General features: G+C 70.3%; 17 protein-coding genes. 10 read left to right on the top strand and 7 right to left on the bottom strand.

Annotation, left to right across the window (positions count from 1 at the left end):
- The first annotated feature begins 21 nt into the window (after positions 1–21).
- Both HDA39_RS20135 and HDA39_RS20130 read left to right on the top strand, forming a co-directional pair.
- Positions 22–2,271 (top strand): hypothetical protein, encoded by a 2,250-nt coding sequence (locus tag HDA39_RS20135; protein WP_238356104.1) that lies wholly within the window; start codon positions 22–24, stop codon positions 2,269–2,271.
- A 105-nt stretch (positions 2,272–2,376) separates the two neighbouring features.
- A complete protein-coding gene (locus HDA39_RS20130; RefSeq protein WP_184797256.1) occupies positions 2,377–8,214 on the top strand; it encodes an Ig-like domain-containing protein in 5,838 nt (1,945 codons plus the stop codon).
- Positions 8,215–8,265: 51 nt separating this feature from the next.
- Here HDA39_RS20130 and HDA39_RS20125 read toward each other — a convergent pair whose 3' ends face one another.
- The 4 genes from HDA39_RS20125 to HDA39_RS20110 form a co-directional block, all read right to left on the bottom strand.
- Entirely contained in the window at positions 8,266–8,817 is a 552-nt protein-coding gene (locus HDA39_RS20125; RefSeq protein WP_184797255.1) for a dihydrofolate reductase family protein, read from the bottom strand.
- Positions 8,818–8,887: 70 nt separating this feature from the next.
- On the bottom strand, positions 8,888–9,412 hold the full coding sequence (locus HDA39_RS20120) for a GNAT family N-acetyltransferase (RefSeq protein WP_184797253.1): 525 nt from the start codon (positions 9,410–9,412) through the stop codon (positions 8,888–8,890).
- A 30-nt stretch (positions 9,413–9,442) separates the two neighbouring features.
- A complete protein-coding gene (locus tag HDA39_RS20115; RefSeq protein WP_184797251.1) occupies positions 9,443–10,339 on the bottom strand; it encodes an RNA polymerase sigma-70 factor in 897 nt (298 codons plus the stop codon).
- Positions 10,336–10,887, bottom strand: coding sequence for a carboxymuconolactone decarboxylase family protein (locus tag HDA39_RS20110; RefSeq protein WP_184797249.1), 552 nt, complete (start codon positions 10,885–10,887; stop codon positions 10,336–10,338). The genes HDA39_RS20115 and HDA39_RS20110 overlap by 4 nt, the downstream gene beginning before the upstream one ends.
- Positions 10,888–10,988: 101 nt before the next feature.
- Here HDA39_RS20110 and argC point away from each other — a divergent pair, with 101 nt between their 5' ends.
- From argC to HDA39_RS20070, 8 genes are all read left to right on the top strand, one after another.
- Positions 10,989–12,020 (top strand): N-acetyl-gamma-glutamyl-phosphate reductase, encoded by a 1,032-nt coding sequence (gene argC / locus HDA39_RS20105; RefSeq protein ID WP_184797247.1) that lies wholly within the window; start codon positions 10,989–10,991, stop codon positions 12,018–12,020.
- Positions 12,017–13,219 (top strand): bifunctional glutamate N-acetyltransferase/amino-acid acetyltransferase ArgJ, encoded by a 1,203-nt coding sequence (gene argJ, locus HDA39_RS20100; RefSeq protein WP_184797245.1) that lies wholly within the window; start codon positions 12,017–12,019, stop codon positions 13,217–13,219. Before argC ends, argJ begins: the two co-directional genes overlap by 4 nt.
- Before the next feature lie 184 nt (positions 13,220–13,403).
- A complete protein-coding gene (gene argB, locus HDA39_RS20095; protein WP_184806331.1) occupies positions 13,404–14,297 on the top strand; it encodes an acetylglutamate kinase in 894 nt (297 codons plus the stop codon).
- Positions 14,294–15,514: an acetylornithine transaminase gene (locus HDA39_RS20090; protein WP_184797243.1), complete on the top strand. Its 1,221-nt coding sequence runs from the start codon at positions 14,294–14,296 to the stop codon at positions 15,512–15,514. Before argB ends, HDA39_RS20090 begins: the two co-directional genes overlap by 4 nt.
- Positions 15,511–16,443, top strand: a complete 933-nt coding sequence (gene argF / locus HDA39_RS20085; RefSeq protein WP_184797241.1) for an ornithine carbamoyltransferase — start codon at positions 15,511–15,513, stop codon at positions 16,441–16,443. The genes HDA39_RS20090 and argF overlap by 4 nt, the downstream gene beginning before the upstream one ends.
- Positions 16,440–17,015: an arginine repressor gene (locus tag HDA39_RS20080; RefSeq protein WP_273482022.1), complete on the top strand. Its 576-nt coding sequence runs from the start codon at positions 16,440–16,442 to the stop codon at positions 17,013–17,015. The genes argF and HDA39_RS20080 overlap by 4 nt, the downstream gene beginning before the upstream one ends.
- A gap of 69 nt (positions 17,016–17,084) precedes the next feature.
- Complete coding sequence (gene argH, locus HDA39_RS20075; RefSeq protein ID WP_184797239.1) at positions 17,085–18,494, top strand: argininosuccinate lyase; 1,410 nt, start codon at positions 17,085–17,087, stop codon at positions 18,492–18,494.
- Between the two features lie 32 nt (positions 18,495–18,526).
- Complete coding sequence (locus HDA39_RS20070; protein WP_184797237.1) at positions 18,527–19,192, top strand: DNA-3-methyladenine glycosylase; 666 nt, start codon at positions 18,527–18,529, stop codon at positions 19,190–19,192.
- Between the two features lie 42 nt (positions 19,193–19,234).
- Here the strand turns inward: HDA39_RS20070 and HDA39_RS20065 are convergent, their stop codons facing one another.
- The 3 genes from HDA39_RS20065 to HDA39_RS20055 form a co-directional block, all read right to left on the bottom strand.
- Positions 19,235–20,062, bottom strand: a complete 828-nt coding sequence (locus tag HDA39_RS20065; RefSeq protein WP_202893065.1) for a peptidylprolyl isomerase — start codon at positions 20,060–20,062, stop codon at positions 19,235–19,237.
- Positions 20,063–20,090: 28 nt separating this feature from the next.
- Positions 20,091–23,459 carry a GH92 family glycosyl hydrolase gene (locus tag HDA39_RS20060; RefSeq protein ID WP_202893064.1) on the bottom strand — a complete coding sequence of 1,123 codons (3,369 nt, stop codon included), beginning with the start codon at positions 23,457–23,459 and terminating at the stop codon, positions 20,091–20,093.
- A 293-nt stretch (positions 23,460–23,752) separates the two neighbouring features.
- Positions 23,753–24,898 (bottom strand): Mrp/NBP35 family ATP-binding protein, encoded by a 1,146-nt coding sequence (locus HDA39_RS20055; RefSeq protein ID WP_184797235.1) that lies wholly within the window; start codon positions 24,896–24,898, stop codon positions 23,753–23,755.
- Positions 24,899–24,926: the final 28 nt, after the last annotated feature.

Genomic DNA, 24,926 nt, shown 5'->3' with positions numbered 1-24,926 from the left:
GCCCGACCGATGACCCGGCTGATGCCGTGGTTGCTCCCGCTCGTCGTCGCGCTCGCGGGCCTGCTGTCCGTCGACGTACCGATCACCGCGATCCTCCGGTACGCCGTCTACTTCAGCGCAGGCGTTGCCCTGCCCGGCGTCCTCCTGCTGCGCGCACTCTGGCGCAGCACCGGGAACTGGGCCGAGGACCTGGGCCTGGGCGCCGTCGTCGGCATCACCTATCAGCTGCTGGGTTGGGCCCTGTTCACCGTGGCTGGCTGGCAGCAGGCGCTTGTCGTCTGGCCGGCGCTGGTGCTCGCGCTGTTCGCTGCCGTACCGCGGCTGCGCAGGCACTGGCGGATCGCTGAGCCCAGGCCGCTGCCGATGGCCTGGACGTGGGGACTCGCAGCGGCCGCGGCAGTGATGGTCGGCGGTGCGACCTTCGGCGTCTACGCGTACCACCCGATGCCACCGGCCGGTACGGCGTACTACCCGGACCTGCTGTTCCACCTGTCGATGGTGAACGAGCTGACCCGATCCGCGCCGCCGCAGCTGCCGCAGGTCGCCGGGCTCCAGCTGGACTACCACTGGTTCGCCAACGCGGACATGGCCGCCGCCGTCGACATCACCCGGCTGTCGCCGATCCTCGTGCTCTACCGGCTTTGGCTGCTCCCGATGCTGGTCGTCGGCCTGCTGGTCTTCGCCACCTTCGCCCGGACGGTCAGCCGCGCCTGGTGGACCGGCGTCCTGGTGGCCGTCGCCGTTGCCGCGCCGCAGCTCGCGCTGTTCGTCGACAACGGTGTGGACCTGGCACCGCCGTTCAGCCTGGTCAGTCCGTCGCAGACGTTCGGCATGCTCGCCGGTACGGCGGCCGCCGTGTTCCTGGTGGAGCTGCTGTTCCGCGGCCGGCAGCCGAAGGGCCTGTGGGTGCTCGCGCTGTCGGTCGCCGTGGTCGGTGGTGGGTCCAAGCCGACCATCCTGCCGATCCTGGTCGGTGCGGTCGGCCTGTCCGCGCTGTTCGTCCTGATCCGGGACCGCAAGCTGCCTGCTCGCTTCATCGCGGCCGGTGCACTGCTCGTGGCTGCCGCGGTCGGCACGCTGCTGACCGTGGCCGGGAGCACCAGCGGCTCCGGCCTGCAGCTGCTGGCGATCGTCAAGCTCCAAGGCGGGTACCGGGCCGCCACAGGCGACGCGACGCCAGCCGGTGGCGGCGGGCTCCTCCTCCCGGCGCTGACCTCCGGCCGGTTCCTGTCGGTCGTCGGCGCACTGGTCGTGTTCGCCCTGATGCTGGTTGCCCAGGCGGTCGCACTGGCCGGCTACGGGCTGCTCGGACGCCGTGAGGTCAGACGGGACCCGCTCGGCTGGTTCCTGCTCGGCGGGCTCGTCGCCGGTTGGGCCGGGTTCCTCCTGGTCGACCACCCGTCGGCCAGCGAGTCGTACTTCGTCCGCAGCGTCGTGCCGATGAGCCTGGCCGCGACCGGCTGGCTGGCGGCGCTCTGGTTCAAGCAGCTGCAGGACCGGCGGCGCGCGGCGATCGTCGTCGGCGTACTGGCGGCTGGACTCGGCCTCGTCTACACGGCCGCCCTGACGGCGGCCAAGGTCACGCCGAGGGGTGACCAGCTCGACCGCGTCGTCCTGGTGGCTCGTCCGCTGGTCGCCGTGCTGGCAGTGACTGTTGTGCTCACGATGCTGTGGCCGCTGGCGGCGAAGCGCTGGTCCCAGCTGGCGGGGCTCGGGGGAGTCGTTGCCCTGGCAACGATCCTCGCCGTGCCGGCGGCGAGCACGTTCGCACTCGGCGTCCGGGCGACCGCCAGCCACCAGTCCAAGTCGTTCACGTCGCCGCACTGGCGGGTCCATCCCGACGAAGCCGCCGCGGCGCTCTGGCTGGCGCGCAACTCCCGGCCGAACGATGTCGTCGCGAGCAACACGTGGTGCCGTCCGGCCGGGCCGGAGCGCCCGGGCTGCGACACCCGTGGTTACCTCGTCAGCGGGATCGCCGGCCGTCGTACGCTGATCGAAGGCTGGGCCTACACCCAGCAGGCGATGAGCAGGCAGGGCGTCAACGGCAGGCGCTACACAAACCAGCCGTCGCCCTGGCCGGACCGCGTCCAGCTCACCAACGAGGCCATCGACTCACCGACGCCCGAGGTCCTGCGCCGTCTGCGCGAGCAGTACTCCGTGCGCTGGCTGTACGCCGATCTGTACGACGGCCCGGTCTCGCCGCGGCTCGCCCAGCTGGCTCACCTGAGACACCGTGAGCAGCACGTCCACATTTACGAACTGACCCGGTGATTCCCGCGTAACATCTACTCCGCGTGGAGCGTTGTCTCTGCGCTGGCCCGTTTCGCCCCGGTGCCGACGCGATGCAGGACGTGCGTTTTGGGGAGGGGCGGAACTGTGGGCAGGAGCTCGGGAGTTTCCCGACCGGTACTGGCGATTCTGCTGACCTCGGCGGTGCTGGGCGCGGTGACGCCCGCGGCCGGCTACCAGGTGCCCTCGGCACCTTTCAGCCAAACCGCCACGGCGACCATGCCCGGCTCCGGCCTGACCCAGACGATCGCCGTCACCGGCCGGACCGAGTTGCTCGACGCAACGACCGTCGGTGACCACGGCGCGGCCGCGGACACCTTCCGGCCGGCCGTCGCGCGGACCACGCCGGCGCAGGACCTCCTGGTCAACACCGGCGACTGCGCGGCCACCGGCAGCTGCGGCAACCGTGGCGCCCTGACGATCACTTTCTCGCAGCCGGTCCGCAACCCGGTCCTGCACCTCGCCGGGATCGGCGGCGCGTCCACCCAGAGCGTCAACGGGCAGCCGCGCGGCCAGTCCGAGCTGCACACCGTGCTCACGCTCGGCACGCCCGGCGTCAGCCTCCGGAAGGTGGGCCAGGGTAACAACCTCGCCGTCACCAGCGACACGATCACCGCCGCGAACCACGACGCCGGCCCGAACTGCGTGAACACCGACACCGGCGACGGCCTCGACTCCACCGCGACCGCGGCCTGCGGCTCGGTCCAGGTGAACGGCATCGCCAAGGAGCTCAGCTTCGACCTGACCGCGCTCTTCACCAGGCACCCGAAGCTGCCCGCCTTCAACACCAAGACCTCGGCCGACGCCTTCTCGATCGTCGCCTCGGTCGGCGAGGACTTCGGCGACGCGCCGTCGTCGTACGGCGCCGCCTGGTCGGTGCTCAGTGACCTGCGGATCGGCGCCGACGCGACCGAGGACAACGCGGCCGTCGCCAACGCGAAGACCGGGCCGACGGTCTCTGACCAGGCCGACGACGGGGTCACCTTCGGGCCGCTGCTCACCAGCGCCACGTCGTACGCGGTGCCGGTCGCGCTGACCGGCGCGTCGAAGCCCGGCGAGGTCTGTGGCTGGATCGACCTGAATCGCAACGGCACCTTCGAGGCCGTCGAGCGGGCCTGCTCGAGTTTCGCGGCCGGGCAGGGCGAGACCCAGCTGAGCTGGGCGAAGTTCGCCAAGCTCGGGCCGGCCGGGCTCACCACCGCGCGGATCCGCGCCGGGTACACGGCCGCCCAGGTCGAGAAGCCGACCGGCGCGGCCGACTCCGGCGAGGTCGAGGACTACCCGCTCGCGATCGCCCCGCCGCCTCCGCCGGTCGCGGTGAACGACACCGCCAGTACGCCGTACGACACCGGTGTCACGACCGATGTCCTGGGCAACGACAAGGCGGGCGACCCGAGCACGCCGCTGCAGCCGAGCTCGCTGTGCCTGATCGACGGTGCGGCCTGTCGCCAGATGGTCAACGTCGTCGGCCGCGGCAAGTACGTCGCCAAGCCGGACGGCCGGATCGACTTCGACCCGGTGCCGGGCTTCGTCGGTGTCGCCGAGCCGGTCACCTACCGCGTTGCCGACAGCAACGGCGCGACCGCCAAGGCGACGCTGACCGTGACGGTCGAGCTGCCGGCCAGGCCGGTCGCCACGCCCGACAGCGCGACCACCGCGCAGAACGTCAGCCTCGGGATCACCCCGCTGGCCAACGACAAGGCCGCGCCGGGCGTCACCCTCGACCCGAAGACCGTGGAACTGCGCGACCCGGCCGGCGGCACGGCCAAGGAGGATCCGGCCTTCAAGAAGAAGGTCGTCGTGCGGGGGGAAGGCAGCTACACGGTCAAGCCCGACGGCGGCGTCGACTTCGTCCCCCTGCCGCGGTTCACCGGCGTCGCGACCACGATCGGGTACCGGGTCGCCGACAGCACCGGCCAGCTGACCGAGTCGACGCTGGTCGTCACCGTCACGCCGGTCACGCCGAAGGCGCTCGGTGACTCGGTGAGTACGCCGTTCGACACCAACGCCGTGGTCCCGGTGCTCGACAACGACGAACCCGGGTCGCCGGACGCTCCGCTCGACCCGGCGTCGCTGCTGCTCGTCGAGCCGGGGTCCGGCAAGCTGGTGAGCAAGGTCGCCGTCGCGCGGCAGGGCGAGTTCCAGGTGACCGAGGGCAAGATCGCCTTCGCGCCGGCGGACAGGTTCCAGGGCAGCACGACCGCGCTGACCTATCGGGTGCTGGACAAGAACGGGACCGCCGCCCGCGCGCAACTCGTGGTCAGCGTCGACGCCCCGGGGCCGCCGGTGGCGAACCCGGACACCCTGACGACGCTGCAGGGCACTCCGGCGTACGCGTCGGTGCTGGGCAACGACAAGCCTGGTCCGACCGGCTCCGCGCTGGATCCCGAGAGTCTGCGGCTGTTCCCGACCGCCGGGCGGAGCGAGGCGGGGACCACGCTGCAGATCCCGGGCCAGGGCAAGTACTCGACCCGCCCCGACGGGCGGATCCTCTTCGAACCGCTGCCGGCGTTCCACGGCAAGGCGACACCGGTCAGGTACCAGGTGGCCGACGGCAACAAGGCGATCGGCACGGCCACGCTGAGCGTCGAGGTCACCCGGGTCCAGCCCGACGCGACCGACGACACCGCGAGTACGGCGTACGACACGAACGTGACGGTCAAGGTGCTGGCCAACGACACCGCGGGCGATCCGGCGCTGCCGCTGGTGCCGACCAGTGTGCGGCTGATCGACCCGATCGGCGAGGTGCCGCGTCAGGTCGTGGTCGTCGCCGGCGAGGCGACCTTCACCGCCAAGCCGGACGGCACCGTCGACGTGGACCCGCTGCCGTCGTTCACGGGAGTCGCGACGCCGCTCGCGTACACGGTCTCCGACGTGAACGGTACGCCGGCCGGCGCGGCCCTGACGGTCACGATCGCCAAGCCCGTACCGCCGGTCGCGAAACCCGACACCGGCCGGACGCCGCAGGACGTGACGCTGCAACTCGATGCCCTCGCCAACGATCTCGCCGGGCCGGGCACCGGGCTCGATCCGCTCAGCCTGGTGCTGATCGATCCGGCCGACGGCTCGCTGCGCAAGGTGGTCACGGTTCCGGGGCAGGGCCGGTGGACCGTGGATCCGGACGGGACCGTGGCGTTCGACCCGATCCCGTCGTTCACGGGGACGGCGACCACGCTGCGGTACCGGGTCTCGGACTGGTTCGACCAGGCGACGCGGTCGACGATCGCGGTGACCGTCACGCCGGTGACGCCGGTCGCGACGGACGACAGCGCTTCGACGCCGTACGACAGGGCCGTCACGCTGAAGGTGCTGGGCAACGACAAGGCCGGGGATCCGACCGCGCCGCTGGTGCCGGGGAGTCTGCGGCTCGAGGACGCGGCCGACGGGGTGTTCAAGCCGTCGGTGACCGTGAAGGGGCAAGGAGTCTTCACCGCTCGCGACGGGGTGGTGGTCTTCGATCCGGCGGCCGGGTTCAGCGGGTCGGCGACGGACCTGACCTATCAGGTGGCCGACGACAACGGGACGCTCGCGACCGCGGTGCTGCGGGTCACCGTCGGGGCGCCGCCGATCGCGCGGCCGGACACGGCGTCGACGCTGCAGGACGTGACCGTGACGGTCAACGTGCTGAGCAACGACAGCCCGGGGACGGACGCGCGACTGGATCCGGCGTCCGTCGTACTGCGGGAAGCGTCGGCGCGGTCGGACTTCGCGCGGTCGGTGACCGTGGCCGGGCAGGGTACGTACACCGTGCAGGACGGCGGGGCGGTGATCTTCGATCCGCTGCCGACGTTCCGGGGCAAGGGCCGGGCGATCACCTATCTCGTTGCCGACAGCAACAAGACGACCGCGACCGCGACGTTGCTGCTGAGCACGACGCCGATCGACCCGTTCACGGCCGACGACTCGGCGATCACGCCGTTCGGCCAGGCGATCACGGTCGACGTCCTGGCGAACGACAAGCCGGGCGATCCGAGTGCGCCGCTGGTCGCCGGGAGCCTGCTGCTGAAGGATCCCGCGGACGGGGTGTACCGGGCGAAGGTGACGCAGCCGCGCGAGGGGACGTACGTCGCCGACAAGACCGGGCGGGTGACCTTCACGCCGGTCAAGGGCTACCAAGGGGTGACGACACCGGCGACGTACCGGATCACCGACGACAACGGGACGACCGCCGAAGGGCTGCTGTTCCTCACCGTCGGGAAGGGGCCGGAGGCGAAGCCGGACAGCGTCACGACCAAGCAGAACGGCGAGGTGACGTTCGACCCGCTGGCCAACGACGTGCCGGGGACGGCGGCGGAGCTGGAGAAGACGTCGGTCCAGCTCTACGGCACCTCGTCGATCCGCGTCTGGGAGCGGAAGGTGACGATCGCGGGGCAGGGGACGTTCGAGGTCGACGCCGTGACGGGCGCGATCACGTTCAAGCCGGTCGCCGCGTTCAGCGGGCGGAGCGCTGTCGGGTATCAGGTGACCGACACGAGTGGGAACAAGGCCGCCGCGACGGCGACCGTGACGGTGACGCGGATCGAGCCGGTGGCGGTCGACGACGCTGCGACCACGGCGTACGACACTCCGGTCTCCGTGCCGGTGCTCGGCAACGACAAGGCCGGCGATCCGAGCGCGCCGCTGGTGCCGTCGTCGGTGCGGGTGGTCGATCCGGCGACCGGCGATGCCGTGTCGTCGCTTCGGGTCGCCGGGCAGGGAGTGTGGACGGCGCAGCCCGATGGGGGAGTGCGGCTGGTGCCGGAGGGCGGTTCGACGGGCTCGGTGACGCCGGTGAAGTACCAGGTGAGCGACAAGAACGGCAGTATCGGTACGGCGACGGTGACGGTGACGGTCGAGGCCAAGCCGGTCGCGCAGCCTGATCGGGTGAAGACGAAGCAGGGTGTGGCGGTTGTCGTCGATCCGCTGACCAACGACAAGCCTGGTCCGGGGGCAAAGCTCGACCCGGCGTCGTTGCTGCTGGTGGGGTTGGACGGGGACCTGGTCGGCCGGGTGACGATTCCCGGGCAGGGCACGCTGGTGGTTGCTGAGGGCAAGCTCACGTTCAGCCCGGTGGCGACGTTCACGGGGACGAGCCGGCCGACGCAGTACGAGGTGAAGGACAGCAACCGGAACGCGGCGCGCTCGACCGTCGCGGTGACGGTGCTGCCGGTTCGGCCGGTCGCCGTCGACGACAGCGCGCGGACGGCGTACGGGAAGGCCGTGGTGGTTCCGGTGCTGGACAACGACAAGCCCGGTGACGCGTCGGCGGTGCTGGTTCCGGGGTCGGTGGTCGTCCGGGATCCGGTGGACGGCAAGGACAAGAAGACGGTGACGATCCCGGGGGAGGGGACGTTCACGGTCGCCGCGGCCGGGACGGTGACCTTCAACCCTGCCGGCGGATTCAGCGGTACGACGCGTGCGGTGGGCTACCGGGTCACCGACAAGAACGGGACGTCGGACACCGCCCGGCTGGAGATCACGGTGACGGCGCCGCTGAGCGCGAAGGCGTCGCCGGACGGCGGGACGTCGACGCCGGGCAACCCGGTCGTCGTCAACCCGCTGCTGAACGACACGGCGACCGAGGGCGCTTCGTGGATCCCCACGACCGTTTGCCTTGCCACCGGAACGGCCACCTGCGTGCCGCGTCTCGCCGTACCGAACGTCGGCGTGTGGACGGTCCTCCCCGACGGCACGATCCGCCTGGTCCCGGAGCGAACGTTCTCGGGCATCGCCAAGGCGGCCTACCGAGTCACCGATTCGGACGGCCGTACCGTCGAGTCCCACCTGAAGATCGCCGTCGGCGGGCAGCCGCCGGCCGACCAGCCGGGCGGCGCGGCACCCGCGGCCGCAACGCTTCCGGACACCGGCGGCCCGCCGGCGATCATCCTGACCATGGGCGGCCTGCTCGCAGCCCTCGGCCTCACTCTGCTGCGCCGACGCCGCTGACCCCAGAGCAGCAAGGCCGGGTCCCGCTGAGGAGCAGGACCCGGCCTCGCTTCACTTCGTCCGGTAGCGCAGCAGCACCACGCCGGGGCTGAACGCCCGCGTCTCCACCAGCGCGAACCGCCGCAGCTCCCGCCCGTCCTCGAACAGCCGCCGCCCGTGCCCGGCCGTCACCGGGTAGACGAACAGCCGGTACTCGTCGACCAGCTTCCGCTCCGCCAGCTCCTGCACGAGGCCAATGCTCCCGGTGACGGTGATGTCCTTGCCCGGCTGCTCCTTGACGCCAGCAACCTCGTCGCACCCACGCAGGACCGTCGTGGGCTCCCACCCGGGGTCCTGGAGCGTGCTGGACACGACGTACTTCTGCACCTCGTTCAGGTACTGCGTGATGCCGGTCTTGTCATCGGTCTGCTCAGGCCAGAACCCACGCATCGACTCGAAGGTCTCGCGGCCGACCAGGAACGCGTCGGCCGCCGCACTGTGCTGCCGGCTCACCTCGAGCAGGTCGCTGGTGTCGGCTCCGGCGTCGTACACCAGGAACCAGTCGTCGCTGGCCTCGACGACTCCGTCGAGGGTGATGTTCTCGGTGACGATCAGATCGCGCATCGCAGGCTCCTTCGTGGTCGGTCGGACGCCCGGGACGTCGGGGCGAGCCGTCGTCCCTCGACATTTCGTTCTAGGAGCGTCTCAGGTCCGTGACCAGCATGATCTCGTCGCGGTAGTCGTCCGGGGCGACGCGGACCGCGCGGGGGTGGCTGCCCACGACGCGGTAGCCGAGCTTCGTGTAGAAGGCGTCCAGGCCGCCGTCGCGGATGGTGAGCATCAGCTGCTCCAGGCCGAGGTGCTCGGCCGACGAGCGCAGCCCGTCCATCAGCCGCCGCCCGGCGCCGCCGCCCTGGTACTTCGGGTGGACCATCACTCGCAGCACCGTCCGCCAGTGCGAGCTGAGCTGCCCGCTGTTGGCGACCAGCAGTCCCATGCCGACGTACCGATCGCCGTTGTGCAGTACGCCGAGCAGATCACGCCCGGCCGCCACCCGCTCCAGCGCCAGGTCCAGCGTGTCGGCGACCAGGTGCACCGGTGCCGGCGCGGTGAAGCCGACGCTGCCCCCGGCGTCCGTCGCCGCGATCCAGGTGTCCAGCAGATCCGCCCGCAACCCGGGATCCGACACCGCGTCCGCTTCGATCACGACGTATTCCACCAGAACCTCCTAGATGCGACTGGGTTGCACCTAGCCTAGTTGGTCCCGAGTTGGAACCCCGGTGAGCTTGTCCGGGTTGCGGACGACGTAGATGTGGCTGATCAGGCCGTGCTCGTCGAGCTGCAGGAAGCCGGCGGTGTCGACCGTGTTGCCGTTGTAGGCCAGGTAGGCGATCTCGCCGTTGAGCTCGGTGGTGCCGAACTCCATCCCGGCGGTCTCCGGGGAGTTGACCACCGCGACGAGCCAGCGGCCGACCTTGTCGGCGCCGTACATCGGCCGGAGGGCGGCGCGCCGCTTGCCGCCGCCGTCGCTGATGAGCTCGACGTCCGGCGCGAGCATGGCGACGACCTGCTCGAAGTCGCCGGACGCGGACGCCGCCATGAACCGGTCGGTGAGCTCCTGGTGCCGCGCCTTGTCGACCCGGTGGCGCGGCTGCCGCGCGTGCACATGCTCCCGCGCGCGGTGCGCGAGCTGCCGTACGGCGGCCTCGGACCGGCCGAGCGTGTCACCGATCTCCGCGAACGGCAGGTCGAACACCTCACGCAGTACGAACGCGGCCCGCTCCAACGGCGACAGCGTCTCCAGGACGACGAGCATCGCCATCGACACCGAGTCCGCCACCTCGGCGATGGCCGCCGGGTCCTGCTCCTGCGGCGTCGCCACGATCGGCTCGGGCAGCCACGGGCCGACGTAGTTCTCCCGTCGGGACTTCTGCTGGCGGAGCCGGTTCAGCGCGAGCCGGGTGGTGATGCGGATCAGGTACGCGCGGACCTCGCGCACCTCGGTCCGATCCGCCGCGGACCAGCGCAGCCAGGTCTCCTGGACGACGTCCTCCGCGTCGGTCACACTCCCGACCACCCGGTACGCCGCACCGACGAGCACCGACCGGTGCTCGTCGAACTCCGCGGCCAGCTCCGCGTCGCTCACGCGGGCCTCAACTCGCAGGTCTCCTTGAACCCCTGGCTGGTCAGCCCGAGCGACGCGTTGATCCGGGACCGGTAGTTCTCCAGCGAGATCTGCGCGGTCAGCTCGACCAGGTCGGCCTCGGACAGGTCCTCGAGCAACCGCTCGACCTGCTCGTCCGTCACCGCCGGCGGAGTCGCCGTCGCCGCCACCGCGTAGCTCATCACCGCGCGCTCCAGGTCCGAGTAGACGTCACTGTCCCGCCACTGTGGCACATCCCGCAGCTTGGCTCGATCCACCTTCTGGTGGTGGTACTCCCAGAAGCCGAAATCCATGCACCAGCTGCACCCGATCTCCGCGCTCACCACCATCGTGGCCAGCGCCTTCAGCGTCGGGTCCAGCCCCTTCCACCGCGCCGCCGACCCCTCCATCACCATCATGGTCGTCAGCACGCCGCGATGGTGCAGTGCCACCTTGCCCGGGTCCAGCACCTGCCCGTACTTCCGCCTGCTGTACCACTCCATCATCCGCACCAGCCCGGTTCGCCGGTGCTCCAACCTGATCCGTGCCATCGCCGACCTCCTTCGCTCACCGGCCTGACACGCCTGGCCTACAGTGATGTGACATCAGAACAGGGTTGGATATTCATGCGTCGTCTGACATACTCATTCACATGACGCTGAGGGTCGCGGTCGCAGGGGCCAGTGGGTACGCCGGGGGAGAGCTGCTCCGGCTGCTCTCGACGCACCCGGAGGTGGAGATCGGGGCGCTGACCGCGGGCGGCAACGCCGGGTCCACCCTGGGGCAGCACCATCCGCACCTGACGCCGCTGGCCGGCCGGGTGCTCGAGGAGACCTCCGCGGCGACGCTGGCCGGGCACGACATCGTGTTCCTGGCGCTCCCGCACGGACAGTCCGCCGAAATCGCCGAGCAGCTCGGCGACAACGTCACCGTGATCGACTGCGGCGCGGACTTCCGGCTGGTCGACTCCGAGGCCTGGGTCGAGTTCTACGGCGGCAAGCACGCCGGCCACTGGCCGTACGGCCTGCCCGAGCTTCCCGGTCAGCGCGAGAAGCTCCGCGGCGCCAACCGCGTCGCCGTACCGGGCTGCTACCCCACCGTGTCCACCCTTGCCCTGCTCCCCGCCGTCCAGGCAAGTCTGGTCGACAGCGCCCAACTGGTGGTGGTCGCTGTCAGCGGTACGTCGGGAGCGGGCAAGGGTCCCAAGCCGAACCTGCACGGCGCCGAGGTGATGGGCTCGGCCAGCGCGTACGGCGTCGGCGGCGTGCACCGGCACACTCCGGAGATCGAGCAGAACCTCGCGCCGCACACCGACGGCCCGGTCAGCGTCTCCTTCACCCCGGTGCTCGCGCCGATGGCCCGCGGCATCCTCGCGACCGCCAGCGCGCCGGTCACCGAAGGCACCACGATCGAGCAGCTCCGCGCCGTCTACGAGCAGGCGTACGCCGACGAGCCGTTCATCTACCTGCTGCCCGAGGGCCAGTGGCCGCAGACCCAGGCCACCCTGGGCGCCAACACCGTGCACCTGCAGCTCGCCCTGGACCAGCGCACCGGCCGCGCCGTCGTCGTGGCCGCTCTCGACAACCTCACCAAAGGCACCGCCGGTGCCGCCGTGCAGTGCATGAACCTGGCCGCCGGTCTCGACGAGACCCTGGCCCTTCCCCTGGTAGGAGTAGCACCGTGACCGCAACCGTCACCCCGTCCGCCTCGGTCGATCGGAGCGCCGGAGTCACCGCGCCGGCCGGCTTCCGCGCGGCCGGAGTGATCGCCGGGATCAAGCCCGCGGGCAAGCCCGACCTGACGCTGGTGCTCAACGACGGCCCGGAGTACGCCGCGGCCGGTGTGTTCACCACGAACAAGGTCAAGGCCGCGCCCGTGCTCTGGTCGCAGCAGGTGCTGACCGCCGGGAAGCTGAAGGCCGCCGTACTGAACTCCGGCGGCGCGAACGCGTGCACGGGTCCCGAGGGATTTCAGGACACGCACAAGACTGCCGAGGAGCTGGCCTCGATCCTGGGCGTCGGCGCGGGCGAGATCGGCGTCTGCTCGACCGGCCTGATCGGTGAGCGGCTGCCGATGGACAAGCTGCTGCCCGGACTCAAGGCTGTGGTCGATGCTTTGGGCGACACCGCGGAGCACAGCCTGGCCGCGGCGACCGCGGTGATGACGACGGACAACGTGGCGAAGCAGGCTTTCCTGACCCACGAGGGCGGCTGGAGCATCGGCGGTTTCGCCAAGGGCGCCGGCATGTGCGCGCCGAACATGGCGACCATGCTGAGCGTGATCACCACCGACGCCGTACTGGACCAGCCGCACCTCGACCACGCCCTGCGCAACGCGGTCGGCAAGACGTTCAACCGGCTCGACGTCGACGGCGGTACGTCGACCAACGACACCGTGCTGCTGCTCAGCTCGGGCGCGTCCGGGGTCACGGTCACGCCCGAGGAGTTCGAAGCCGCGCTGACCGCGCTGGCCGGCGACCTGGTCCAGCAGCTGCAGGCCGACGCCGAGGGCGTCACCAAGCACGTCAGCATCACCGTGAAGAACGCCGCCACCGAGGCGGAGGCGGTCGCCGCCGCGAAGGTTGTTGCCGAGGACAACCTCTGCAAGACCGCCTTCTTCGCCGCCGACCCGAACTGGGGCCGGATCGCGATGGCGGTCGGCAACGCGCCGACCGCGTTCGACCCGCAGCTGCTCGACATCACGCTGAACGGCGCGGCGATCTGCGTGGCCGGCGGCAAGGGCGTCGACCGCTCCGAGGCCGACCTGTCCGGGCTGGAGATCGACGTGGTGATCGACCTGCACGCGGGCGACGCGTCGGCGACGGTCCTGACCACCGACCTGTCGCACGCGTACGTCGAAGAGAATTCGGCGTACTCGTCGTGAGCTGTGCTTTTGGCGTCGACTTCGTCGCCGCGGGTTTTGGGGCTTTGTCGCCCGTTCTTCCCTCGTCGGTCGGTCGCTGCGCTCCCTCCCTCCTCAGTCCAGAACGGGCGGCCCCAAAACCTTGTGGTGCACCTCATCCAAGCTGGGAGGCCAAGTGACCGCGATCGAGAAGGGCGCCAAAACGGTGACGATCAGCGCGGCCGCGGCGCAGGCGAACGCGGTCGAGAAGGCCGCGGTCCTGACCGAGGCGTTGCCGTGGCTGAAGGAGTTCCACGGCAAGACGATCGTGGTGAAGTACGGCGGCAACGCGATGGTCGACGACGAGCTGAAGCAGGCGTTCGCGTCCGACATCGTCTTCCTGCGGCACTGCGGCGTCCGGGTCGTCGTCGTGCACGGCGGCGGTCCGCAGATCAGCGAGATGCTCGGCCGGCTCGGCATCGACAGCGAGTTCCGCGGTGGGCTGCGGGTGACCACGCCCGAGGCGATGGACGTGGTCGGCATGGTCCTGGTGGGCAAGGTCGGCCGCGAGTTGGTCGGCCTGCTGAACGCGCACGGCCCGTTCGCCGTCGGGATGTCCGGTGAGGACGCCGGGCTGTTCACCGCCGAGCGGCGCGGGCTGATGATCGACGGCGAGGCGGTCGACATCGGCCTGGTCGGCGACGTCGTCGACGTCCGCCCCGAAGCCGTGATCGACCTGATCGACGCCGGCCGGATCCCGGTCGTGTCGACGATCGCGCCGGACGAGGACGGCCAGGCCCACAACGTGAACGCCGACACCGCCGCGTCCGCGCTGGCGGTCGCGCTCGGTGCCGAGAAGCTCGTCGTCCTGACCGATGTCGCCGGGCTGTACCGCAACTGGCCGGACAGCGACGACATCATCACCCAGATCGACGCCGCCGAGCTGGCCGAGCTGCTGCCGTCGCTGGCCTCGGGCATGGTGCCGAAGATGGAGGCCTGCCTGCGGGCGGTCCAGTCCGGCGTCTCCCGGGCGACCGTGATCGACGGCCGGGTGCCGCACTCGTTGCTGCTGGAGATCTTCACCGACGCCGGAAGTGGAACCCAGGTGATCCCGTCATGACTGAACTCATGCCTGCTGAGCTCGGTGACCTGTCAGCCACCGGCGCCGCCCTCACCGAGCGCTACACGCACTCGCTGATGAACACCTTCGGCCCGCCGAAGAAGGTGCTGGTCCGCGGTGAGGGCGCCTACCTGTGGGACGCCGACGGCAAGAAGTACCTCGACCTGCTCGGTGGCCTCGCGGTGAACTCGCTCGGCCACGCGCACCCGTTCATCGTGTCCGCGGTGACGAGTCAGCTCACCACGCTCGGCCACGTGTCGAACTTCTTCGCCTCCGCACCGCAGATCGCGCTGGCCGAGAAGCTGCTCTCGCTGATCGACGCGCCCGACGGCAAGGTGTTCTTCACCAACTCCGGCACCGAGGCGAACGAAGCGGCGTTCAAGATCACCCGCAAGACCGGCCGGACCAAGATCGTCTCCACCGTCGGCGCCTTCCACGGCCGGACGATGGGGGCGCTCGCGATCACCTGGAAGCCGGCGTACCGCGAGCAGTTCGCGCCGCTGCCCGGCGACGTCACCTTCGTCCCGTACGGCGACGCCGCCGCGCTCGAGGCCGCCGTCGACGACGAGACGGCCGCGGTCGTGCTCGAACCGATCCAGGGCGAGAACGGCGTCGTCGTACCGCCTGCCGGTTATCTCCAGGCGGCGCGGCGGATCACGTCGGAGCACGGCGCGTTGCTGTGGATCGACGAGATCCAGACCGGTGTGGGGCGGACGGGGGACTGGTTCGCCTTCCAGGCCGAGGGGATCGTGCCGGACCTGGTGACGGTTGCCAAGGGCCTCGGTGCGGGGATCCCGATCGGCGCGTGCCTCGGCTTCGGGGCTGCGTCGGAGCTGTTGCAGCCGGGGAACCACGGGACGACGTTCGGCGGGAACCCGGTGGCCTCGATCGCTGGGCTCGCTGTTCTGACTGTGATCGAGCGTGACGGTCTGCTGGCCAACGTGAGTGCCATCGGCAACCACCTTGCCGCGGCGATCGAAGCGTTGGACCACCCGCTGATCGGCGGTGTCCGCGGTCGCGGTTTGTTGCTGGCGATCCAGCTGACGCAGCCGGTGTCGGACCAGATCGCGGCGCTCGCGATGGAGGCCGGGTTCGTGATCAACAACCCGATTCCCGACGCGTTGCGCCTGGCGCCGCCGTACATTCTGACCAAGGCGGACGCAGACAGCTTTGTTGCCGCACTCCCGGCATTGCTCGACAAGGTGGAGGTTCCATGACCAGGCACTTCCTGCGGGACGACGACCTCAGCCCGGTCGAGCAGGACGAGGTGCTGACGCTGGCCGCGCAGTTGGCGGGGGACCGGTTCGGGCATCAGCCGTTGGCCGGGCCGCAGACGGTGGCGGTGATCTTCGACAAGTCCTCGACCCGGACGCGGATCTCGTTCGCGGTGGGGATCGCCGATCTCGGCGGCGTACCGCTGATCATCGACGCGCAGACCTCGCAGCTCGGCCGGGGTGAGCCGATCGCGGACACCGCGCGGGTGCTCGACCGGCAGGTCGCGGCGATCGTCTGGCGGACGGCGGGACAGACCCGGATCGAGGAGATGGCCGGCGCGTCGAAGGTCCCGGTGATCAACGCGCTGACCGACGAGTTCCACCCGTGCCAGATCCTCGCCGATCTGATGACGGTCCGGCAGCACAAGGGCAAGACGGCTGGGCTGAAGCTGGCGTACCTCGGTGACGGCGCGAACAACATGTCCCACTCGTACCTGCTGGGCGGCGCGACCGCCGGTATGCACGTGGCGATCGGTTCGCCCGCGGAGTACCAGCCGGACCCGGCGATCCTGGCCAAGGCCGTGGAAATCGCCGCCACGACCGGTGGCTCGGTCAGTTGGACCGACGACGCCTCCGAAGCCGTCTCGGGCGCGGACGTCGTTGCCACCGACACCTGGGTGTCGATGGGGCAAGAGACAGAGGCCGTGGAGCGGGAGGCGCCGTTCGTGCCGTACGCGGTCACCGAGCAGCTGATCGCGAAGGCCGACGCCGACGCGATCGTGCTGCACTGCCTGCCGGCGTACCGCGGTAAGGAGATCGACGCCGCGGTGCTCGACGGGCCGCAGTCCGTCGTCTGGGACGAGGCCGAGAATCGCCTGCACGCCCAGAAAGCCTTGCTTTCCTGGCTCCTGGCCCGAAACTTCTCCTCATGACTCCGAACGACACGGACGCGACCGGCCGGGCGATCGCCGCCACCGGCGCCGAGCAGCGGCTGATCGCACCGACCACGAAGACCGCACGTCAGCAGCGGATCGTGGAGTTGCTGGGTCGTCAGCCGGTGCGGTCCCAGACCGAGCTGGCCGAGCTGCTGTCCGAGGCGGGGCTCGGCGTGGGCCAGGCGACGTTGTCACGGGATCTGGTGGAGATCGGCGCGGTCAAGGTCCGCGACGCGATCGGCCAGCTCGTGTACGCCGTACCGGGGGAGGGCGGGGATCGCAGCCCGCGCGCCGGCGAGGCGGCCGCGTTCGAGGCCCGCCTGGCGCGCGTCGCGTCCGAGCTGCTGGTCTCGGCGGAGGGCAGTGCGAACCTGGTGATCCTGCGGACGCCGCCGGGGGCCGCGCAGTACTTCGCGTCGGCGATCGACCATGTCGGGCTCGACGACGTGCTCGGGACGATCGCGGGGGACGACACCGTGATGGTCGTGTCGCGGAACCCGGTCGGCGGCGAGGCGCTCGCGGCGCGTTTCCTGAGCCTGGCCGCGCGGAGCGACAAGGACCACAGCTAGTTGCTGTTAGCAACTGTCTGAGCTGACCCCACCGACCGTGTTTTCGTGGTGTTTTGAGAGGATTGCTGGATGAGTACGGGAGAAAGCCTGTGGGGCAGCCGGTTCACCGGAGGGCCCGCGGACGCCCTGGCGGCGCTGAGCAAGTCGACCCAGTTCGACTGGCGGCTGGCGCCGTACGACATCGCCGGGTCGAAGGCGCACGCGAAGGTGCTGCACCGCGCCGGGCTGCTGACCGACGACGACCTCGAGGGCATGCTCCGCGGGCTCGACGAGCTGCTGGCCGACGTACTGTCCGGTGCTTTTCTTCCCGCTGAGGCTGACGAGGACGTGCACACCGCGCTCGAGCGGGGTCTGCTGGAGCGCCTGGGTGCTGAGCTCGGTGGGCGGCTGCGGGCGGGGCGCTCGCGGAACGACCAGGTCGCGACGCTGTTCCGCAGCTACCTGCGTGAGCACGGCCGGATCATCGCGCGGCTCGTGCTCGACCAGATCACCACGCTCGCCGACCAGGCCGAGAAGCACCTCGGCGTGGCGATGCCGGGCCGGACGCACCTTCAGCACGCACAGCCGGTGCTGCTCTCGCACCACCTGCTCGCGCACGCCTGGCCGCTGATCCGCGACCTCGAGCGGCTGGCCGAGTGGGACGCGCGCGTCGCGGCCGACTCGCCGTACGGCGCGGGTGCGCTGGCCGGATCGTCGCTCGGGCTGGACCCGCTGTTCGTGGCGACCGAGCTCGGCTTCACCAACTCCTCGCCGAACTCGATCGACGGGACGTCGGCGCGGGACTTCGTCGCGGAGTTCGCGTTCGTCACCGCGCAGGTCGGCGTCGACCTGTCCCGGCAGGCGGAGGAGATCATTCTCTGGGCGACCAAGGAATTCGGGTTCGTCAAGCTGGACGACGCGTTCTCGACCGGGTCGTCGATCATGCCGCAGAAGAAGAACCCCGACATCGCGGAGCTGGCCCGCGGCAAGTCGGGCCGGTTGATCGGCAACCTGACCGGCCTGCTGGCGACGCTGAAGGCGCAGCCGCTGGCGTACAACCGGGACCTGCAGGAGGACAAGGAGCCGGTCTTCGACTCCGTCGACACGCTCGAGGTGCTGCTGCCGGCGTTCACGGGGATGATCCGGACGCTGGTGTTCGACACCGCGCGGCTGGAGGAGCTGGCGCCGCAGGGGTTCTCGCTGGCGACCGACATCGCGGAGTGGCTGGTGCGCCAGAAGGTGCCGTTCCGGGTTGCTCATGAGCTGGCCGGCGCTTGTGTGCAGGAGTGCGAGAAGCGCGGGATCGAGCTGTGGGATCTGACCGACGCCGAGCTTGCGGCGATCTCGCCGCACTTGACTTCTGAGGTCCGCACTGTCCTCACCGTCGAAGGCTCCATCTCCTCGCGTAACGCCCGCGGCGGCACCGCGAAGGATCGCGTCGCCGAACAGCTGGTGGAGCTTCGTGCCCAGGCGCTGCGTTTCGCCGAACGCCTCGCCTGAGCTCCCCACCGCCCGGCCAGTAGGGTCCAGCCATGCCTGTTCGTCGTACTCAGCTGGCCTGTCCGGTGCTGGAGGTCGCCCCTCGGCTCCTCGGCAGGGTCCTCCGCCGGACCACCGAGGAGGGCACCGTCGCCGTCCGCATCACCGAGGTCGAGGCGTACGACGGGCCGAACGATCCCGGGTCGCATGCTTTCCGGGGCGAGACTGCGCGCAACGCGGTGATGTTCGGGCCGGCCGGCTTCTTGTACGTGTACTTCACGTATGGCATGCACTACTGCATGAACGTCAGCGTCGGGCCTGATGGTCGGCCGTCGGCGGTGTTGTTCCGTGCTGGTGAGGTGATCGAGGGCGTTGAGCTGGCGCGGGCCCGCCGGGGGACTGTTGCGCCGGTGGTCGAGAAGTTCAACTCTGCGCTGCCCACCAAGCGGCGGGTTCGGAACCCCGACTGGGATCTGGCACGGGGGCCGGCCCGGCTGTGTGTTGCCTTGGGCATCAGCAGTCGAGAGCCCAACGGCACCGACCTGCTGTCGCCGAAGTCCGCCGTACGGCTGCTTCCCGGAGAGGGTTTCGACGGAGTGCCGTCGACCGGTCCGCGGGTGGGGTTGCGGGAGGCGGCCGACAACCCGTGGCGCTTCTGGATCCCGGGGGATCCGACGGTTTCGCAGTACAAGCCGCACGTGCCCAAGCGGCGGGCATGACAACAGCCCCACAGCAGGAAGCTGTGGGGCTGTCGTCGTCGGTCAGAACAGCTTCTGGGCGAGCAGGATGTCGGTCTTGCGCTTCGGGGCGCCGTCGACCGGGGCGGGGTCTTCGGCGGTGGGGACGATGCCGGCGGCGGCGACGCGGTCGAGGACCTTGAGGCCGAGGCGGTCGATGGTGCCGAAGACGGTGTAGTCGGGGCGGAGGCGGGAGTCGCCGAAGGTGAGGAAGAACTGGCTGCCGTTGGTGTTCGGGCCGGCGTTGGCCATCGCCAGCGTGCCGCGGGCGTACAGGCGCGCGACGCTGGTCGGCGGGTCGTTCGGCCACAGTGGCAGGTCGGTCGGGAGCTCGTCCTTGTAGCTGTAGCCGGGACCGCGCTCGCCGGAGCCCGTCGGGTCGCCGCACTGGAGGACCTTGAGGGTCGGGTACAGCGTGAGCCGGTGGCAGGTGGTGAAGTTGTAGAACTTGCTCTTGGCCAGGTGCAGGAAGCTCTGCACCGTGCACGGCGCCTTGGCGCGGTCGAGCGTGAGCAGGACCGGCCCTTGGTTGGTGGCCAGGAGGACCCGTACGACGCCCTTCGACGGAGTCGGAGTCGGGTCCGGCGGCAGCGACACCGGTCGCGGCGACGGGTCGTCGGGCGTCGCGGTGTACTTGCACGGGCCGGTGGTGGTCCCGGTCGGGGTGGTCGGCTTGCCCGCCTGCGCCGCGGCGGGCTGCGGGGCCTCGGCAGAGCCCGGCTGGACTCCCAGCTGCAGCGGGGCCTCCGCCGGTGCCGGGGCGGGGGCCGGCGCGGACAGCGCCGTACCGGTGGTGGCGAGCAGGCCGGCGACGCTCAGGGCGGCGCAGGCGATGACGCTGGTGGCTCTCATCGTGGTTCTCCTTCAGGGCGGTTCGGGATCAACCGGTGGCCAGCGTGAAGATCCGCAGGTCGCGATTCTTCGGCAGCGTCACGCTAACCGGAATCCTGCCCGCGGCAACAGGTACCGGCGCGGTGGCGAAAAGGTGGGTCGCCACGTTGTCCCGTCCACCACCGGACTCGTTCCGGTACGGCGTGGAGGCGACCACCAGGTTGCCGAAGTGCACGGTGTCGCCGCCACCACCCAGCGTCCAGTCGCTGAACGACAGGTCCACCTCGCTCGTCGTACCGTCCGCGTACTTCAGCGTGGCCTTGCCCTCCTGGTTGCCGTTGACCGCGCTCCCGACGAACGACAGCTTCGTCGTCCCGGCCGGAAGGTTCAGGTCGAGCACCTGCCCGTCAGCCGGGACGTTGTCCGGCTCACCCACCGGTACGCCGGGCCAAACGAAGGTGAGCCCCTCCTTCGTCACCGTCCCACCAGGTGTGAGTCCAGCCGCGGCCAGCGCCTGCCGCGAGTAGCTGACGCCGCCGCCGTCGAAGTCCGCCTCGGTGTGGTCACTGGCATCGTCCGACGCCGCCACACCCTCGCGGAGCACGGAGAACGAGTTCGGCTGCCCGACCACCACAGTGAACCCGAGGCGCGGCAGCGCAGTCCCGTCGGCTGCCTTCGGCGCGACCGTGACCGGGTAGCGCCCGTCCGGCGTACCGGCAGCGGCCGTCACGCGCACGGGTGCGCCGCCGGACTGGTCCACGGTGAAGGAGCCGCTCGCGGGTGAGGCCGTGAGTCCGGCAGGGGTTGTCACCGTGTACGAGACGCTGGTCGCCGTACCGCTGAGTCGGTGTGCCTTGATCGTCACGGGCTCGGAGGTGGTCCCCGGAGCGACGACCAGGCGGCCGATGTCGGTCGAGGTCTGGAACGGGATCTCACCGGTCCGCCAGGACGGCGGCGCGTCCTTCGCGGCCGAGCCCCACGCCGGGTTGGCTGTGGCGGAGACCTTGAAGTCGAGCGTGCCACCGCGCTGGACGAAGCTCGCGCCGAGCCAGGGCTTGGTCGACGTACGGCCGTTGACCTTCAGGCTCTGCACGTACTTGGTCGCCGTCGTCGCGCCCGGTGCGTTGATGCGGATCGTCCGGCCCTTGTCGCGGTGGATCACCGCGCGCGGGAACAGCGGCGCCGCGACCTGCAGCTCGGCGCGGCTCGGCACCTCGGGGTACAGGCCGAGCGCGGTCCACACGTACCAGGACGACATCGCGCCGAGGTCGTCGTTGCCGGGGATGCCGCCGGTGGTCGTGTTCCACAGCTGGGTCATCGCCTGCCGCAGCGTCTCCTGCGCCTTGTAGGGCTGACCGCTGTAGTTGTAGATCCACGGCGTGTTGATCGACGGCTCGTTGTCCATCTCGGCGTGCAGGTCACCGGACTTGGTCAGCGCCCAGTTGCCGTCGGCGTCCTTGAAGAACGCGTCCAGCCGCTGGTTCACGACGTCCTTGCCGCCCATCGCCTCGAACAGGCCGGCGCGGTTGTGCGGGATCATCCACGTGTACTGCGCGCTGCTGCCCTCGGCGAAGCCGTCCTGCGTGGCGGGCGTGAAGGCGGGCCAGGCGCCGTTCTCGTCGCGGTTCTGGATGTAGCCGCCGTTCTCGGGGTTGAAGACGTTCTGCCAGTACTGCGAGCGCTTCACGAACTTGGCGGCGGTCTTGCGATCACCGATCGCGGAGGCCAGTTCGGCCAGCGCGAAGTCGGCGGTGGTGTCCTCGAGCGTCTCGACCGCGCCGCCCCAGGCGTTCGACTTGGTCGGGATGTAGCCGAGCGCCAGGTACTTGTCGAGCGAGGGGCGCTGCCCGATCGACATCACCGGCTTGCCTTGGGAACTGAGATCTTTGGCCGTCGGGACGGTCGCTGCCTTGACCAGCGACTTCAGCGCGGTCCGTACATCGAAGTTGGTACCGCCGAACGCGTGGATCCCCGCCAGGGCAGGCGCTGACGGGTCGCCGGTCATCACCGCCGTACTGCCGGAGGCGTGGGTCCAGCGGTCCCAGATGCCGTCGTTCTGCTGGGCCTGGTTGAGCAGGGACTGGGCGACGTCGCCGGCGCGCTGCGGCTCCAGCAGAGCCAGCAGCTGGACCTGCGAGCGGTAGACGTCCCAGCCGGAGAAGGTGGCGTACTGGTTCTTCTGGCCGCGGCTCAGCTTGTGCGCCTTATGGTCGAAGCCCCAGTACTGGCCGTTGACGTCGCTGAACACGTTCGGGTGCAGCAGGGCGTGATAGAGCGCGGTGTAGAAGGTGGTCCGGTCGGCGGTGGCGCCGCCGGTGATCTCGATCCGGTTCAGCTGGTCGCGCCAGGCCTGCTTGGCCTTGGCGGCCGTCTTGGCCAGTGTCTGGCCGCGCGGGTTCTCCTTGGCGAGGTTCTCGGCCGCGTTGGCCTTGCTGACGTAGCTGATGCCGATGCGCATGTTGACCGTGCTGCTGTCGAAGCCGAGGTAGGCGCCGGAGCCCTTGCCCGCCGGCATCCAGCCGTCCGGCCCGTACGTCGAACCGCCGCCGGCCGACGTACTGCCCGGGCTGACAGCCGCGTCCTTCCAGGTGCCGTGGTTGGCGAACGGCTGGTCGAACTGGGCGACGAAGTGCAGCGTGTAGTAGCTGCGCTGGCCTACCGACGCCAGGTAGCCGCAGAAGTTGCCGCTGGTCACCGAGCCGGTGACAGTGCGCTTGGCCGGGTCGATGGTGACCGCTGCGTCGCTGGAGCCGACCTCGGAGTTCGCCGTCCGGAACAGGAGGGACTTGGCCTTGTCGGCGGGGAAGGTGAACGTGGCGGAGCCTGTGCGGGTGGTGGCGGCCAGCTCGGCGGTGGCACCTGAGTCGAGGCCGACCTTGTAGTAGCCGGGCTTGGCGGTCTCGTTGGCGTGGGAGAACGTGCTGGCGTACACCTCGTCCTTGGCATCGGTCTGCGGGGAGGTGGTCACCGCACCGGCGTACGGGAAGATGGGGATGTCACCGGAGCCGCCGGCGCAGCCCGTGCCCGACATGTGGGTCAGGCTGAAGCCGCGGATGCGCGTCGCGTCGTACAGGTAGCCACCGGGCGCGGCGGTCCGGAAATGGTTGCCGCGACTGGTCTCCGGGCTGAACGAGAACATCCCGAACGGCGTGACCGCGCCGGGGAAGACGTCACCGAGGTTCGACGTACCGATCAGCGGGTCGACGTGCTCGGTCGGGTCGGGCGAGCTGCTGGTGATCCGGCTCTGCCCTAGCGTCTCCTGCGCTCTGAGGCCTGGTGGAGTGGTGCTGGGTGGGGCAGTGGTCGGCTGTCCGTCGTACTGGGGAGAAGGGCTCGGCACTGCGGAGGCCAGCGCTGTCGAGACCAGCGCGGTGATCAGGGAGCCGGCTAGGACGGCAGCGATACGACGGTGCTTCATCACGGGCGGTCCTTCGACGTCGGGACGGCACCGTGCACTCCACGCGGCCGCACCCCGCTCCGCACACGCCGTCCAGGGCGGCGGACGACGTGCGGGCGAGCGGGGCGCCGCAGCGTTTCGGGGCGGTGCTGTCACGGGCGGTGTGACATCGTTGTCAGCAAGAGATACCCGACCGTCACAGGCCCCGTCAAGGTTTCCAGCACGTTCCGCAACCGAACAACCGCGTTCCGCAACTCGGTCGGTGCGACAGAAAGGGCCGTCCACTCACGTGGACGACCCTTTGCGTTGGTTTGTCAGCGGCCGACCGGAGAAAGGCCGAGTTGGCGGCCGAGGAGGCCTCGGGGTTTGCCGCCGAGGCGTTCGGCGATGTCGACGATGACCTGGGAGGCGGGGGTGTCCGGGTCGGACATCGCCAGGGGCTGGCCGAGGTCGCCGCCGCTGCGGAGGCGTTCGTCGAGCGGGATCTCGCCGAGCAGGGGGATCGGGTAGCCGAGGCGGGCCGAGAGGGTCTCGGAGACGCGCAGGCCGCCGCCGGTGCCGAAGATCTCGATGCGGTGCTCGGGGCCGCAGTGCGGGCAGGGCAGGAACGACATGTTCTCGATGACGCCCGCGACGCGCTGGTGCACCATCTGCGCCATCGTGCCGGCCCGCTCGGCCACCTCGGCGGCGGCCTCCTGCGGGGTCGTCACGACGATGACCTCGGCGGTGGTCAGCCGCTGGCCGACCGAGATCGCGATGTCGCCGGTCCCCGGCGGCAGGTCGAGCAGCAGGACGTCGAGGTCGCCCCAGTACACGTCGGCCAGCATCTGCACCAGCGCGCGGTCCAGGATCGGCCCGCGCCAGGCGACCACCTGGTCGCGCTTCGGCTTCAGCATGCCGATCGAGATCACCTTCACGCCGTACGCGGGCACCGGCATGATCATGTCGTCGACCGCGGTCGGCTTCTCGTCGGCGATCCCGAACATCGCGGGGATCGAGTGCCCGTAGATGTCCGCGTCCAGTACGCCGACCGACAGCCCCTTGGCCGCCATCGCGACCGCCAGGTTCACCGTCACCGACGACTTGCCGACGCCGCCCTTGCCGGAGGCGATCGCGAACACCTTCGTCAACGAGTCCGCCCGCGAGAACGGGATCTCCTTCTCCGCGACCCCACCCCGCAACTGGGTCTGCAGAGCCGCGCGCTGCTCGGTCGACATGACCCCCAGCTCGACCTCCACCGCGGTCACGCCGTCGAGCGCACTCACCGCGGCGACCGTGTCCCGCCGCAGCGTGTCCTTCATCGGGCAGCCGGACACGGTCAGCAGGATCTTCACCGCGACCACGCCGTCGGTCTTCACCACGACGGACTCGACCATGCCCAGCTCGGTGATCGGTTTCTTGATCTCGGGATCGATGACCGACCCGAGCGCAGCGGTCACCTGGTCAGCAGAGGGAGCCATGCACACAGGCTACGTGCTCACCCACAAC

The organism is Kribbella italica (genome assembly GCF_014205135.1).
Taxonomy (GTDB): domain Bacteria; phylum Actinomycetota; class Actinomycetes; order Propionibacteriales; family Kribbellaceae; genus Kribbella; species Kribbella italica.
This window is presented reverse-complemented; position numbering and strand designations above follow the sequence as displayed.